The sequence below is a fragment of the Pseudomonas putida genome, from assembly GCA_029953615.1.
Classification (GTDB): Bacteria; Pseudomonadota; Gammaproteobacteria; order Pseudomonadales; family Pseudomonadaceae; genus Aquipseudomonas.
The window spans coordinates 4,100,913-4,115,805 of sequence record CP124529.1; the positions used below are offsets into that span (position 1 = coordinate 4,100,913).

The following is a 14,893-nucleotide window of genomic DNA, read 5'->3' on the forward strand; positions in this document are numbered from 1 at the left end:
TACAGGTTCACGTGTACGGGGTACAATTTTTCGCGGGTACTCAACTTGAATGCAGCAACAAGGTAAACCGCAATGCCCCAAACTACCGATCAGGCTTTTTATGACCGCGCGGATGCGCATATCGAACTGGCGAACCAGCAGATCGAGAAAATCGAAGACCTGGGCAAGGTCAGCGCCTCACTGACCTTCGGCGCCTCACGCTTCAATGCCTGGATGAGCGCCCGCAGTTTCAAGTCTGGTGCGGAACTGGCTGCCGCGCGGGAGGAGCTGTTGAAGTATTTCTGCGAGCAGTACCGGATGATGCTCGAGGACAACCTGGACGAGCATATCGAGCATTTTGACCGGTATGTGCTGGGCAAAGGCGACTGACGACGGCTCGTGCGCGGTCTCTGTAGGAGCGGCCTTGTGTCGCGATGGGCTGCGAAGCAGCCCCAGCAATTTGTTCATTGTTGCTGAAATCCTGGGGCCGCTTCGCAGCCCATCGCGACACAAGGCCGCTCCTACAGGACCGTGCATGGCTTATCTGGCCTTCTTTTCCAGGATCCGCGGCCCGGTACCTTCCTTGCCCAGCACATCCTCGGGGTTGCGCAGCGGGCAGTCCTCCAGCGACAGGCAGCCGCAGCCAATGCAGTTGTCCAGGCTGTCGCGCAACGCTTCCAGGGTGCGAATGCGGGCGTTCAGGTTTTCGCGCCAGGCGGTCGACATTTCGCCCCACTGCGCTGCCGTGAGCTTGCTGTTGGGCGCATAGCGGCTGAAGGCCTGCCTGATCTCCTCAAGCGGAATACCCGTGCGCTGCGCCACTTTGATGATGGCCAGCGTGCGCAGCACCAGTGAAGGATAGCGACGCTGGTTACCCGCCGTACGGACACTGGCGATCAGCCCCTTGGTCTCGTAGAAGTGCAGCGCAGACACCGCCACGCCGCTGCGTTTGGCCACTTCCCCTACCGTCAGCATCCGTGTGTTGTCCGCTGCCATGCCTGTTGACCTCAAGTTAAGTCGAGCTCTTATAGTCCTGTCCGGTCTTCCCCGCAACCGCTTTCCCTGATGATCGGAGCACTGCATGAACAAAAGGATGTTACTGGCCTGTGCTGGCGCTGTTGCAGGTGCGCTGGCCGCTGCCTATGCATTGGTCGGCAGCGGTTCGGCGCCGCCGGCTGCGGCGGCATGGCCGGCGACCAAGGTGGCCCTGGCCACGGCCGAGCAGGTGCAGCTGGCACGGCAGAATTTTGCCTCGGGAGAGCTGGAGGCGGTCAACCAGGTGCAGGTGGCGGCCGAGACGGCGGGGCGCATCACCCGCATCGCCTTCGAGTCGGGGCAATTGGTGAGTGCAGGGCAGTTGCTGGTTCAACTGAACGACGCCCCGGAGCAGGCCCAGCGTGTGCAGTTGCGGGCCAGGCTGCGCAATGCCGAAGTGGTGCTGCAGCGCAGCCGCAAGCTGCGCGCGGTTAACGCCGTGTCACAGGAGCTGCTCGACAATGCCGCCACCGCCGTTGATGTAGCCAGCGGCGAGCTGCAGCATGTCGAGGCGTTGATCGCGCAGAAGGCGATACGCGCACCGTTTGCCGGCAGGCTCGGCATCCGTCGGGTGCATCAGGGCCAGTACCTGAGCGCCGGTGAGACCATCGCCAGCCTGGCCGACAGCAGCCAGCTGCACGTCAATTTTTCCCTGGGCGAACAAGCGGCCCCCGAAGTGCACGTGGGGCAACTGCTGGCGCTGACGGTGGATGCGGTGCGCGGGCAGGACTTCCAGGCCCGGGTGGTCGCGGTGGACCCGGTGGTCAGCAAGGCGCGTCTGGTGCAGGTGCAGGCAGCCTTGCCGAACCCGGACGGGCAGTTGCAGCCCGGCATGTACGCCGGCGTGCGCCTGGATGCCGCGCAGCCGTCAAGCGTGCTGGCCGTGCCGGAAACCGCGATCACCTATACCGCCTACGGGCAGACGGTGTTCGTCGCTACCGGGGACCCGCAACAGGGTACCCGGGTCAGCCGGGTGCGGGTGACCACCGGTGAGCGCTGGCAGGGGCGGGTGGAAATCACTTCCGGCCTGGCGCCCGGTGACCAGGTGGTGGTTTCCGGCCAGTTGAAACTGAGCGACGGCATGCCGGTCGAGCCCGTGGCGCAGGACAGCCTGCAGGCCAGTCAGGGAGGGCGGCAATCGTGACGTTCACCGACCTCTTTGTCCGCCGCCCGGTACTGGCGCTGGTAGTCAGCAGCCTGATCATCCTGCTGGGGCTGTTTGCCCTGGGCAAGCTGCCGATCCGCCAGTACCCGCTGCTGGAAACCTCCACCATCAGCATCAGCACCGAGTACCCCGGTGCCTCCGCCGAGCTGATGCAAGGCTTCGTGACCCAGCCGATCACCCAGGCGGTGTCGTCGGTCGAGGGCATCGACTACCTGTCCTCGTCGTCGCAGCAGGGGCGCAGCCTGATCACCTTGCGCATGGTGCTCAACCGCGACTCGACCCAGGCACTTGCCGAGACCATGGCCAAGGTCAACCAGGTGCGCTATCGCCTGCCGGAAAAGGCCTACGACCCGGTAGTGGAGCTATCGGCAGGTGACTCCACCGCGGTAGCCTACGTAGGCTTTGCCAGCGAAACCTTGTCGATACCCGAGCTGAGCGATTACCTGTCGCGGGTGGTGGAGCCGCAGTTCTCCGGCATCGATGGTGTGGCCAAGGTGCAGTCGTTCGGCGGCCAGCGCCTGGCCATGCGCCTGTGGCTGGACAGCGAGCAGATGGCCGGGCGTGGGGTAACAGCCGCCGACGTGGCACAGGCGGTGCGTGCCAACAACTACCAGGCAACGCCGGGACAGGTGCGCGGGCAGTACGTGCTGGCCGACATCCAGGTGGACACTGACCTGACCCGGGTCGAGGACTTCCGCGAGCTGATCATCCGCAACGATGGCACCGACCTGGTGCGCCTGCGCGATGTCGGCACCGTCGAGCTGAGCGCGGCGGCCACCCAGACCAGCGCCACCATGGACGGCAAGCCCGCCGTGCACCTGGGGCTGTTCCCCACCCCTACCGGCAACCCGCTGGTGATCGTCGAGGGTATTCGCCAGCTGCTGCCGCAGATCCGCCAGACCCTGCCACCCGGGGTGGAGGTGGCGCTGGCCTACGAGACCGCCCGCTTCATCGACGCCTCGATCGACGAGGTGCTGCACACCCTGGTGGAGGCCATGCTGATCGTGGTGCTGGTCATCTGGCTGTGCCTGGGTTCGCTGCGCAGCGTGGTGATCGCGGTGGTGGCCATTCCGCTGTCGATGTTGGGGGCTGCGGGCCTGATGCTGCTGTTCGGCTTCAGCCTGAACCTGCTGACCTTGCTGGCGATGGTGCTGGCCATCGGCCTGGTGGTGGACGATGCCATCGTGGTGGTGGAGAACGTGCACCGCCATATCGAAGAGGGCAAGTCGCCGGTTGCCGCGGCGCTGGCCGGGGCGCGGGAAATCGCCGGGCCGGTGATCGCCATGACCCTGACCCTGGCCGCCGTATACGCGCCGATCGGCTTGATGGGCGGGCTGACCGGCACGCTGTTCCGTGAGTTTGCCCTGACCCTGGCGGGGGCGGTGATCGTGTCCGGCATCGTCGCGCTCACCCTGTCGCCGGTAATGAGCTCGCTGTTGTTGCAACCCGGCCAGCAGCATGGTGCCATGGCCAACATGGCGGACCGCTTGTTCGGTATGCTGACCGGGGCCTATGGGCGAATACTCGCCTACACCCTGTCGCATCGCTGGATCAGTGGTGGTGTGGCGCTTGTGGTGTGCCTGAGCCTGCCTTGGCTGTACCTGCTGCCGCAGCGCGAGCTGGCCCCGCCCGAGGACCAGGCGGCGGTGCTGACGGCCATCAAGTCCCCGCAGCATGCCAGCCTGGATTATGTGGAGCGCTTTGCCCTGAAGCTGGACCAGGTGATGAAGTCCCTCGCCGAAACCACCGACACCTGGATCATCAACGGCACCGACGGCCCGTCCGCCAGTTTCGGCGGCATCAACCTCAGCGCCTGGCAGGCCCGCGAGCGTTCCGCCGCGCAGGTGCAGGCGCAGTTGCAGCAGGCCGTGGCGGACATCGAGGGCAGTAGCATCTTCGCCTTCCAGGTAGCCTCGCTGCCGGGCTCCAGCGGTGGCTTGCCGGTGCAGATGGTATTGCGCAGCGCACAGGGCTACCCCGAGCTGTACCAGACCATGGAGATGATCAAGCAGCGCGCCCGCGACAGCGGCCTGTTCAGCGTGGTGGACAGCGACCTCGACTACAACAACCCGGTGGTCAAGGTGCGCATCGATCGCGCCAAGGCGGCCAGCCTGGGCATCAGCATGCAGGCCATCGGCGAGTCGCTGGGCGTGCTGGTGGGCGAGCAGTACCTCAACCGTTTCGCCCTGTTCGGGCGCTCCTACGACGTGATCCCGCAAAGCATCCAGGACCAGCGCCTGACGCCAGCGGCGCTGAACCGCCAGTACGTGCGCGCCGAAAACGGCAGCCTGGTGCCGCTGGCCACAGTGGTGCAGCTGGACATCGAAGTGGCGCCCAACCGCTTGCTGCAGTTCGACCAGCAGAACGCCAGTACTCTGCAGGCGATCCCGGCGCCCGGTGTGTCGATGGGCAATGCCGTGGCATTTCTCGAACAGCTTGCCGCTGAACTGCCACCTGGCTTCAGCCATGACTGGCTATCGGAATCGCGTCAGTACGTACAGGAGGGCTATGCCCTGATGTGGGCGTTTCTCGCCGCCCTGGTGGTGATCTACCTGGTGCTGGCCGCGCAGTACGAAAGCCTGCTGGACCCGCTGATCATCCTGGTGACCGTGCCGCTTTCGATCTGTGGTGCACTGCTGCCGCTGGCGCTGGGCTGGGCCACGCTGAATATCTATACGCAGATCGGCCTGGTGACCCTGATCGGCCTGATCAGCAAGCACGGCATCCTGATGGTGGAGTTTGCCAACGAGATCCAGGTGCGTGACAACCTTGACCGCGCCGCTGCCATTGTTCGCGCCGCGCAGATACGCCTGCGGCCGGTGCTGATGACCACCGCGGCGATGACTTTCGGCGTGCTGCCGCTGCTGTTCGCCAGTGGCGCCGGGGCCAACAGCCGCTTTGGCCTGGGCGTGGTGATCGTGTGCGGGATGCTGGTGGGGACCTTGTTTACCCTGTTTGTGCTGCCGACGATCTATGCCTGGCTGGCGCGCGACCATCGGCTGACCACGGTGCGGGGGCAGCAGTTGGCGGAGGCTGAGCGGGTGCTGGGTATGTGAAGGGGAACCGGGCCATTGGGGCTGCTGCGCAGCCCATCGCCGGCAAGCCAGCTCCCACCTCGACTGCATTGACCTCAAGCCTTGTGCAGTACTTCTGGGAGCAACTGTCTTGCTCAATTTCTAAAAGCTGGCGCGATCCTTGTGGGAGCTGGCTTGCCGGCGATGGGCCGCACAGCGGCCCCGATTGCCCGATCAGGACGGCGACCGATCCCGACGTATCTGGGTAATCAGGGTAAAGCGGTCATCGGGGTGCACCGTCTCGGCAACCGCCATCAGGTCGCCGTTTTCCTCGCGGTAATGGCGAATGATCTTCAGCCCCGGCGCGCCTGCCTCGGCCTTCAGCGCCCGGGCCATTTCCGTGCTCAGCAACACTGCCCGCACCTGCTGGTCGACCACCGCGATCGACCGGCCATAGCGCTGCTCGATCAGCCCGGCAATCAGCTGGTCGGGGTGCTCGCGGGCCAACTCGATGACTTCGGCATAATCGCGCTGCGCATACACAGCGCTCCAGCACAGCGGTGCTGCGTTGTGCGCGCGGTCGACGCGGATGCTGGACACGCAGAAGTAATGCTCGCCCGGTACCAGCCCCAGCCGCGCCGCCTGGTTCAGGTCAGCGACGAAGTGGCGAACGTCCTGGATTTCCCGTTGCTGGGTTTGCGCCAGGTGCGCCAGCTCCGCCACGCTGGCCAATGACTGCGAGTAGCCACCGCGCGGGGTGCTGGCCTCGACCCGGGTGCCCACGCGCTTGCGCCGCGATACAAGCCCTTGGTCGAGCAACTGGTTGATCGCTGCGCGCACCGTGTGCCGGCTCACATTGTACAGCTCGCACAGCTCGAACTCGGTTGGCAGCAGGCTGCCCACCGGGTAGCGGCCGCTGGCGATGCCTTCCATCAGGTCCTTTGCCACGATGGAATAGCGCGTCGGGTTCATACCTTTGGTCTGTCTCGCAAATGTGTAACAGCGGCAGGGCGCAAAGCGGCCCCGGAAATCAAGCCTGTGCGGGCAAGCTCATATGCAGCAAGGGGAACGGTCGCCCCTCGCCATCCAGCGGTGAGCGGCCAGTCTGGATGAAGCCGTAATGCCGATAGAAGCCCACTGCCTGCGGGTTCTGCTCGTTGACATCGACGCTCATCGTGCTGCGCGACTGGCGGCCGAAATCCAGCAGCGCGCGGCCTATGCCCTGGCCGTGGCGCTCAGGGTCGACGAAGAGCATTTCCACGTGGTCGCCATTGAAGCCGATAAAGCCCAGCGGGCGGTCTTCGGTGTCAACTGCAACCCAGAGTTCGACGGCCTGAAAATAGACGTCGCGCAATTGCGGCAGCAGCGCGTCGATGTCGGAGGCTTGCAGAAAGTGATGTGTGGCGCGTACGGCGCGCAGCCAGATATCGAGCAGTTGCGGGTGGTCTGCAGCGATGCTTTGGCGAATGATCATGGGGTCATGCCTGAGCGGTGGATGGCCGGGAAGGCTGGGAGGAAGAAAAAGGGTACCCGGATTGTGTGGGGTGGGGCAATGGATGGTGTGTAGCGCATCAGTTGATGCGTTGCCTGGGCTGGCCCTTTCGCGGGTAAACCCGCTCCCACAGGTACGGCGCCGGCCTGGAGGGCAGAGTCGTACCTGTGGGGGCGGGTTTACCCGCGAACACGGGCGAAGCCCGTGCCGGGTGGATCGTGCTTAGAGGCCAGCCTCCAGGCTCAGCAGGTCCTGCACCGTCTGCCGCCGGCGGATCATCCGCAGCGCGCCATCCTCGATCAGGAACTCCGGCAGCAATGGCCGGCTGTTGTAGTTCGACGACATCGACGCGCCATAGGCCCCGGCGTCGTGGATCACCAGCAGGTCACCCACCTGCGCCTGGGGGCAGGTCATGCGGGGCCAGTTGCTGATCATCCTGGGTAAATACATCGCCCGACTCGCACAGCGGCCCGGCCACCACGGTCGGCTGCCGTGGGCGGTCCACCGGCTGGCCGTTGGCGTCGAGCAGGGTCATGCGGTGGTAGGCGCCGTACATCGCCGGGCGCATCAGGTCGTTGAAGCCGGCGTCGATCATGACGAAGGTATTGCGACCGACCTGCTTCACGGCGCGTACCTCGGCCACCAGGTAGCCCGATTCCGCCACCAGGAAGCGCCCTGGCTCTATCTCCATGCGCACAGGGTGGCCAAGCATCGCTTCGATTTCCTTGCGGGCCACGGCCCAGGTCCGGGCGTAGCGTTGCAGGTCGACCGGCGTGTCGCTGCTGCGGTACGGGGTGGAAAGCCCGCCGCCAATGGAGAACGCCTCGATGTCCACGCCCAGGCGGCCGATCAGCTCGATCATCGAGCGGGCCACTTGCTCGAGATGTTGGTAATCCACCCCGGAGCCGATGTGCATGTGCACGCCCACCAGGTGCAGGCCGTAGGTTTTCACGCAGGTCAGCGCTTCGCCCAGTTCTTCGTGCCAGATACCGTGCTTGCTGTTCTCGCCGCCGGTGTTGGTCTTGCGGCTGTGGCCGTGGCCGAAGCCGGGGTTGATGCGGATCCACACGCGGTGGCCGGGCGAGCGTTCGCCCAGCTGGCGCAGCATGTCGATCGAGCCGGCGTTGACTTCGATCTTCGAGGCCACTACCCGCTCCAGGGTAGGCCGATCCAGCGCATCGCACGTCAGCACCACGCCGGCAGGGTCGCCATCCACGCTTGCGCCCGCGGCAAAAGCCCGTTCCATTTCGCCCAGCGACACCGCGTCCAGCACCAGGCCGTGGGCGCGCATCAGGCGCAGCACGTGCAGGTTGGGGTTGGCCTTCTGGGCGAAGCGCACGGTGTCGAATGCCTTCAGCTGTTCGACACGCTCGGCGATGGTGCCGGCGTCGTAGGCCCACAGCGGCGAGCCGTGCTGGCGGACAGCCTCGGCCAGAAGCGGGAAGGGTGCAGTCATGGTGGCGTTACTCATAATAAGGAAGGCCACGAGAATGAGCCAAAGCAGTAATTCAGAAAAATAGCTATTTTTCTGTCAGCCATTCATATCTGATATGAACATCCGCCGACTTGCCAGGTATTGTCGTGAAACTGTCCGTCCGCCATATCGAAGTGTTCCGCGCCATCATGGCCGCTGGCAGCGTTACCGGTGCGGCGCGCCTGCTGTTTACCTCGCAGCCCACCGTCAGCCGTGAGCTGGCGCGGCTGGAGCAGGTAACCGGGCTGAACCTGTTCGAGCGCGAAGGTGGCCGCCTGGTGGCGACGGCCCAGGCGCTGCTGTTGATCGAGGAGGTTGAGCGGGCCTACGTAGGACTGGAGCGCATCGACCGCTTTGCCCAGGCCATTCGCAACTTCGAGCAGGGCCGGCTGGCCATTACCTGCCTGCCGCTGTTTTCCCAGACCTTGCTGCCCAAGGTTTGCCAGCGCTTTCACCAGCAGCACCGGGGGGTGAGCGTGAGTATCCTGGCGCAGGAGTCGCCGTTGCTGGAAGAATCACTGGTGGCCCAGCAGCATGACCTGGGCCTGACCGAGGTCGAGCAGATACCGCGTGGCGCCTACGGTGAATTGCTGTTCAGCGCCAACATGGTATGCGTGCTGCCTGACGGGCACCCGTTGCAGGCCAGGTCCGAGCTGGAGCTGAGCGATTTTCACGAGGTCGATTTCATCAACCTGGCCAGCCTCGACACTTACCGCCAGCGCCTGGACCAGCACTTCCGTGCGGCGGGGGTGAACCGCCGCACGGTCATCGAGACCACCAGTGCTGCCTCGGTATGTGCCATGGTCAGGCAGGGCCTGGGGGTGGCGATCATCAACCCGCTGAGCGGACTGGAGGCGGCGCAGGGCGGGTTGCCGATCCGGCGGTTGCGGGTGTCGGTGCCATACCAGGTGATGCTGATCAGGCCGGACCACCGGCCGGCGTCGGCGGCGGTGGAGCCGTTTTGTGAGGCGTTGCGGGTGCAGGCCCGGGAGATGCAGGCGGCACTGATCTGAAGCCCTCTGAGCCACCGCGTCGCCTGCTTCGCGGGTAAAGCCGGTCCCACAGGGATCGCGCAGGTTTCGGGTTCATGCGGTCCCTGTGGGAGCGGCCGTGGCCGCGAACACCGGCGTAGCCGGTGCCAGCCACCGCGTCGCCTGCTTCGCGGGCACGCCCGCTCCCACAGGGACCGCGCAAGTGTTCAGATTTCGCAGACGAAGGTACCGGTCCCGGCCAGGATGTTCTCCAGGGTTTCCTTCACTTCATCCATGTCGCTCAACTCGCTGGTCAGGTTGATCTCCAGCACGTCATCGCCCTTCAGTGCATCGCGGTCACCGGCCGCCACTTCGATCAGCAGGCGCTTGGCACTCAGGGTCACTTTCAACCCATCCAGCGTCGACGGCTCGTCATCCAGGGTCAGGTCGACGGTGTCTTCGTCCGGATAGCGGGTCAGCAGAAACATCTGGCCCTTGTCGCTGTGGCAGCACAGGGTCGCCATGTTGTCTTCCTCGTCATCGCAAGGGGTGGCGAACAGCAGGGCAGTATTGATTTGCATGGACAAGGCTCGGATCAAAGGAAACGGAAGGCAATTCTGACAGCCTTGCCGACAGGCATAAACGTAAAGTTACCGCCCCTTGACCGAAATTGTCGCAGCGCTGCAAGCCTTGATGACCGATCAGTCGTTAAGCTTCGGCGAGCCCTGGGCGTGCCTGTGTACGCTCAACGCCTGGTTTTACCGTCCGCTTTGCCACGGGTTGGCTATCGTTGATCCGTACATGGCGCACGCAGCGACGCTTCAACTATTACAAAGCCCAAGCGGAGTACCACAGATGGCGTTCTTCACCGCAGCCAGCAAAGCCGACTTCCAGCATCAACTGCAAGCGGCCCTGGCGCAGCACATCAGCGAACAGTCCCTGCCACAAGTTGCGCTGTTCGCCGAGCAGTTCTTCGGCATCATCTCTCTGGACGAACTCACCCAACGCAGGCTTTCCGACCTGGCCGGCTGCACCCTGTCAGCCTGGCGCATCATCGAGCGTTTCGACCCCGAATACCCGCAAGTACGGGTGTACAACCCCGATTACGAACGCAATGGCTGGCAATCGACCCACAGCGTGGTCGAAGTGCTGCACCACGACCTGCCGTTCCTGGTCGACTCGGTACGTACCGAGCTCAACCGCCGCGGCTACAGCATTCACACCCTGCAGACCACCGTGCTCAGCGTACGCCGCGGCGCCAAGGGCGAGCTGCTGGAGCTGCTGCCCAAGGGCACCCAGGGCGAGGGCGTACGCCATGAATCGCTGATGTACCTGGAGATCGACCGTTGCGCAAACGCCGCCGAGCTGACGGTGCTGGCCCGCGAGATCGAGCAGGTGCTGGCCGAGGTGCGGGTGGTGGTGGCCGACTTCGAACCGATGAAGGCCAAGCTGCGTGAAGTGGTGGCGGAGGTGGAACAGACCGCCTTTGGCCCGGCGCACCACGAAAAAGGCGAGGTCAAGGCGTTCCTCGAGTGGCTGCTGGACAACCACTTCACCTTCCTGGGCTATGAAGAATTCACCGTCAAGGGCGGCGCCGAAGGCGGCCAGATGGTCTACGACGAGCAGTCGTTCCTCGGCCTGCCGCGCCGCCTGCGTGTGGGCCTGACCAGCGACGAGCTGCGCATCGAAGACTATGCCGTGGCCTACCTCAACGAGCCGCTGCTGCTGTCGTTCGCCAAGGCCGCGCTGCCCAGCCGCGTACACCGCCCCGCCTACCCGGACTACGTGTCGATCCGCCAGCTGGATGCCGACGGCAAGGTGATCAAGGAGCACCGCTTCATGGGCCTGTACACCTCGTCGGTGTACGGCGAAAGCGTGCATGCCATCCCTTATATCCGTGAAAAGGTCACCGAAGTAGAGCGTCGCTCGGGCTTCGATCCCAAAGCCCACCTGGGCAAGGAACTGGCGCAGGTATTGGAAGTGCTGCCGCGCGACGACCTGTTCCAGACCCCGGTCGACGAGCTGTTCAGCACGGTCATGTCGATTGTGCAAATCCAGGAGCGCAACAAGATCCGCGTGTTCCTGCGCAAAGACCCGTACGGCCGCTTCTGCTACTGCCTGGCTTATGTTCCACGGGAAATCTACTCCACCGAAGTGCGGCAGAAGATCCAGCAGGTGCTGATGGAGCGCCTGAAGGCCAGCGACTGCGAGTTCTGGACCTTCTTCTCCGAATCGGTGCTGGCCCGTGTGCAACTGATTCTGCGGGTAGACCCGAAAAACCGCATCGACATCGACCCGCAGCAGCTGGAACGCGAAGTGATCCAGGCCTGCCGCTCGTGGAATGACGACTACTCGGCGCTGGTGATCGAGAACTTCGGCGAAGCCCAGGGCACCAACATCCTCGCCGACTTCCCCAAAGGGTTCCCGGCCGGCTACCGCGAGCGCTTCGCCGCGCACTCGGCGGTAGTCGACCTGCAGCACGTGCTGAACCTGTCGGAAAGCAAGCCGCTGGCGATGAGCTTCTACCAGCCGCTGACCCAGGTCGGCGAGCGCATCCTGCACTGCAAGCTCTACCACGCCGACACGCCGCTGGCGCTGTCCGACGTGCTGCCGATCCTGGAAAACCTTGGCCTGCGCGTGCTCGGCGAGTTCCCGTACCGGCTGCGCCATGCCAGTGGCCGCGAATACTGGATCCACGACTTCGCCTTCACCTACAGCGAAGGCCTGAGCCTGGACATCCAGCAGCTCAACGATGTGCTGCAGGACGCCTTCATCCACATTGTTCGCGGCGATGCCGAGAACGATGCCTTCAACCGCCTGGTGCTGACCGCCGGCCTGCCATGGCGCGACGTGGCGCTGCTGCGTGCCTATGCCCGCTACCTGAAGCAGATCCGCCTGGGCTTCGACCTGGGCTACATCGCCAGCACCCTGAACAACCACACCGACATCGCCCGTGAGCTGACCCGGTTGTTCAAGACCCGCTTCTACCTGGCGCGCAAGCTCACCCAGGACGACCTGGATGACAAGCAGCTGCGCCTGGAGCAAGCCATCCTGAGCGCGCTGGATGACGTGCAGGTGCTGAACGAAGACCGCATCCTGCGCCGCTACCTGGACCTGATCAAGGCCACCCTGCGCACCAACTTCTACCAACCGGACGCCAACGGCCAGAACAAGTCGTACTTCAGCTTCAAGTTCAACCCCAAGCTGATCCCCGAACTGCCTAAACCGGTGCCCAAGTTCGAGATATTCGTCTACTCGCCACGGGTCGAGGGCGTGCACCTGCGCTTTGGCAACGTCGCCCGCGGCGGCCTGCGCTGGTCCGACCGTGAGGAAGACTTCCGCACCGAGGTGCTGGGCCTGGTAAAAGCCCAGCAGGTGAAGAACTCGGTCATCGTGCCGGTCGGCGCCAAGGGCGGCTTCCTGCCGCGCCGCCTGCCGCTGGGCGGCAGCCGTGACGAGATCGCTGCCGAAGGCGTGGCGTGCTACCGCATCTTCATTTCCGGCCTGCTCGACATCACCGACAACCTCAAGGACGGTGGTGTGGTGCCACCGGCCAACGTGGTGCGCCATGACGATGACGACCCGTACCTGGTGGTGGCCGCCGACAAGGGCACCGCGACCTTCTCCGACATCGCCAACGGCATTGCCATCGACTACGGCTTCTGGCTGGGCGATGCCTTCGCCTCGGGCGGCTCGGCCGGTTACGACCACAAGAAGATGGGCATTACCGCGCGCGGCGCCTGGGTGGGCGTGCAGCGCCACTTCCGCGAGCGCGGCATCAATGTGCAGGAAGACCCGATCACCGTCATTGGCGTCGGCGACATGGCCGGCGACGTGTTCGGCAACGGCCTGCTGATGTCCGACAAGCTGCAACTGGTGGCGGCGTTCAACCACCTGCACATCTTCATCGACCCGAACCCGGAGCCAGCCGCAAGCTTTGCCGAGCGCAAGCGCCTGTTCGACCTGCCACGTTCGGCCTGGAGCGACTACGACACCAGCATCATGTCCGAAGGCGGCGGGATCTTCCCGCGCAGTGCCAAGAGCATCGCCATCAGCCCGCAGATGAAAGAGCGCTTCGCCATCGACGCCGACCGCCTGACCCCGACCGAGCTGCTCAATGCACTGCTCAAGGCACCGGTAGACCTGCTATGGAACGGTGGCATCGGTACCTACGTCAAGGCCAGCACCGAGAGCCACGCCGATGTCGGCGACAAGGCCAACGACGCGCTGCGGGTCAATGGCAACGAACTGCGCTGCAAGGTGGTGGGCGAGGGCGGCAACCTGGGCATGACCCAGCTTGGCCGGGTCGAGTTCGGCCTGCACGGCGGTGCCACCAACACCGACTTCATCGACAACGCCGGCGGTGTGGACTGCTCCGACCACGAGGTCAACATCAAGATCCTGCTCAACGAAGTGGTGCAGGGTGGCGACATGACCGAGAAGCAGCGCAACCAGTTGCTGGGCAGCATGACCGACGAAGTGGCCGGCCTGGTGCTGGGCAACAACTACAAGCAGACCCAGGCGCTGTCGCTGGCTGCCCGCCGCGCCCGCGAGCGGATTGCCGAGTACAAGCGCCTGATGGCTGACCTGGAAGCCCGTGGCAAGCTGGACCGCGCCATCGAGTTCCTGCCGTCCGAAGAGCAGTTGGCCGAGCGCCTGGCCGCCGGCCAGGGCCTGACCCGCGCCGAGCTGTCGGTGCTGATCTCGTACAGCAAGATCGACCTCAAGGAACAGCTGCTCAAGTCGCTGGTGCCGGACGACGACTACCTGACCCGCGACATGGAAACCGCCTTCCCGCCGTCGCTGGTCAGCAAGTTCGCCGAGTCCATGCGCCGTCACCGCCTGAAGCGCGAAATCGTCAGCACCCAGATCGCCAACGACCTGGTCAACAACATGGGTATCACCTTCGTCCAGCGCCTGAAGGAGTCGACAGGCATGAGCCCGGCCAACGTGGCCGGTGCCTACGTGATCGTGCGCGACATCTTCCACCTGCCGCACTGGTTCCGCCAGATCGAGGCACTGGACTACCAGGTGCCGGCGGAGATCCAGCTGATCCTGATGGACGAGCTGATGCGCCTGGGCCGCCGTGCCACCCGCTGGTTCCTGCGCAGCCGCCGCAACGAGCAGGACGCCGGGCGTGACACCGCGCATTTCGGGCCGAAGATCGCGCAACTGGGGCTCAAGCTCGACGAGTTGCTCGAAGGCCCGACCCGCGAGCGCTGGATGGTGCGTTACCAGGGCTTTGTCGAGGCCGGTGTGCCGGAGTTGCTGGCGCGCATGGTGGCTGGCACCAGCCATCTGTATACCCTGCTGCCGATCATCGAGGCGGCTGATGTCACCGGGCATGACCCGGCGCAGGTGGCCAAGGCGTTCTTCGCCGTGGGCAGCGCACTGGACCTGACCTGGTATCTGCAGGAAATCAGCAACCTGCCGGTGGAGAACAACTGGCAGGCGCTGGCCCGCGAGGCGTTCCGCGACGACATCGACCTGCAGCAGCGGGCGATCACCATCTCGGTACTGCAGATGGCCGATGCGCCGGAAGACATGGACGCCCGCGTGGCGCTGTGGGCCGAGCAGCACCGGGTGATGGTGGAGCGCTGGCGCGCCATGCTGGACGACCTGCGCAATGCCACTGGCACCGACTATGCGATGTACGCGGTGGCCAACCGCGAGCTGGTCGACCTGGCCATTAGCGGGCAGGCGGCGGTGGTGCCGTCCTGAGTCTGGTGACGCAGTAATAAAAAAGCCCCGGCAGTGATACCG

General features: G+C 64.7%; 9 protein-coding genes and 1 pseudogene. 5 read left to right on the top strand and 5 right to left on the bottom strand.

The genetic code is table 11. The features are described from left to right. The first annotated feature begins 72 nt into the window (after positions 1-72). On the top strand, positions 73-369 hold the full coding sequence (locus tag QIY50_18860; GenBank protein ID WGV19410.1) for a DUF3144 domain-containing protein: 297 nt from the start codon (positions 73-75) through the stop codon (positions 367-369). Positions 370-519: 150 nt separating this feature from the next. Here the strand turns inward: QIY50_18860 and soxR are convergent, their stop codons facing one another. Further along, a complete protein-coding gene (soxR, locus tag QIY50_18865) occupies positions 520-975 on the bottom strand; it encodes a redox-sensitive transcriptional activator SoxR (protein ID WGV19411.1) in 456 nt (151 codons plus the stop codon). A gap of 85 nt (positions 976-1,060) precedes the next feature. On the opposite strand from soxR, the gene QIY50_18870 reads away from it, so the two are divergent. Together QIY50_18870 and QIY50_18875 are read left to right on the top strand one after the other, a co-directional pair. Beyond that, complete coding sequence (locus tag QIY50_18870) at positions 1,061-2,158, top strand: efflux RND transporter periplasmic adaptor subunit (GenBank protein WGV19412.1); 1,098 nt, start codon at positions 1,061-1,063, stop codon at positions 2,156-2,158. Further along, positions 2,155-5,235, top strand: coding sequence for a MexW/MexI family multidrug efflux RND transporter permease subunit (locus tag QIY50_18875; protein ID WGV19413.1), 3,081 nt, complete (start codon positions 2,155-2,157; stop codon positions 5,233-5,235). The genes QIY50_18870 and QIY50_18875 overlap by 4 nt, the downstream gene beginning before the upstream one ends. 192 nt (positions 5,236-5,427) lie before the next feature. Here the strand turns inward: QIY50_18875 and QIY50_18880 are convergent, their stop codons facing one another. From QIY50_18880 to lysA, 3 genes and pseudogenes are all read right to left on the bottom strand, one after another. Beyond that, on the bottom strand, positions 5,428-6,165 hold the full coding sequence (locus QIY50_18880) for a GntR family transcriptional regulator (GenBank protein WGV19414.1): 738 nt from the start codon (positions 6,163-6,165) through the stop codon (positions 5,428-5,430). A 58-nt stretch (positions 6,166-6,223) separates the two neighbouring features. Then, positions 6,224-6,667: an acetyltransferase gene (locus QIY50_18885; protein WGV19415.1), complete on the bottom strand. Its 444-nt coding sequence runs from the start codon at positions 6,665-6,667 to the stop codon at positions 6,224-6,226. A gap of 240 nt (positions 6,668-6,907) precedes the next feature. Then, positions 6,908-8,141: pseudogene (lysA, locus tag QIY50_18890) on the bottom strand (diaminopimelate decarboxylase). Positions 8,142-8,266: 125 nt separating this feature from the next. On the opposite strand from lysA, the gene QIY50_18895 reads away from it, so the two are divergent. After that, on the top strand, positions 8,267-9,172 hold the full coding sequence (locus tag QIY50_18895; protein WGV19416.1) for a LysR family transcriptional regulator: 906 nt from the start codon (positions 8,267-8,269) through the stop codon (positions 9,170-9,172). A 185-nt stretch (positions 9,173-9,357) separates the two neighbouring features. Here QIY50_18895 and QIY50_18900 read toward each other — a convergent pair whose 3' ends face one another. Next, positions 9,358-9,711, bottom strand: coding sequence for a hypothetical protein (locus tag QIY50_18900; GenBank protein WGV19417.1), 354 nt, complete (start codon positions 9,709-9,711; stop codon positions 9,358-9,360). Positions 9,712-9,985: 274 nt separating this feature from the next. Here QIY50_18900 and QIY50_18905 point away from each other — a divergent pair, with 274 nt between their 5' ends. Beyond that, a complete protein-coding gene (locus QIY50_18905; GenBank protein ID WGV19418.1) occupies positions 9,986-14,851 on the top strand; it encodes an NAD-glutamate dehydrogenase in 4,866 nt (1,621 codons plus the stop codon). Positions 14,852-14,893 lie beyond the last annotated feature (42 nt).

What these genes read in the sequence shown, in the direction of transcription:
- QIY50_18860 (WGV19410.1), top strand. Translation starts at nt 73, where the DNA reads ATGCCCCAAACTACCGATCAGGCTTTTTATGACCGCGCGGATGCGCAT.
- soxR (WGV19411.1), bottom strand. Translation starts at nt 975, where the DNA reads ATGGCAGCGGACAACACACGGATGCTGACGGTAGGGGAAGTGGCCAAA.
- QIY50_18870 (WGV19412.1), top strand. Translation starts at nt 1,061, where the DNA reads ATGAACAAAAGGATGTTACTGGCCTGTGCTGGCGCTGTTGCAGGTGCG.
- QIY50_18880 (WGV19414.1), bottom strand. Translation starts at nt 6,165, where the DNA reads ATGAACCCGACGCGCTATTCCATCGTGGCAAAGGACCTGATGGAAGGC.
- QIY50_18885 (WGV19415.1), bottom strand. Translation starts at nt 6,667, where the DNA reads ATGATCATTCGCCAAAGCATCGCTGCAGACCACCCGCAACTGCTCGAT.
- QIY50_18900 (WGV19417.1), bottom strand. Translation starts at nt 9,711, where the DNA reads ATGCAAATCAATACTGCCCTGCTGTTCGCCACCCCTTGCGATGACGAG.
- QIY50_18905 (WGV19418.1), top strand. Translation starts at nt 9,986, where the DNA reads ATGGCGTTCTTCACCGCAGCCAGCAAAGCCGACTTCCAGCATCAACTG.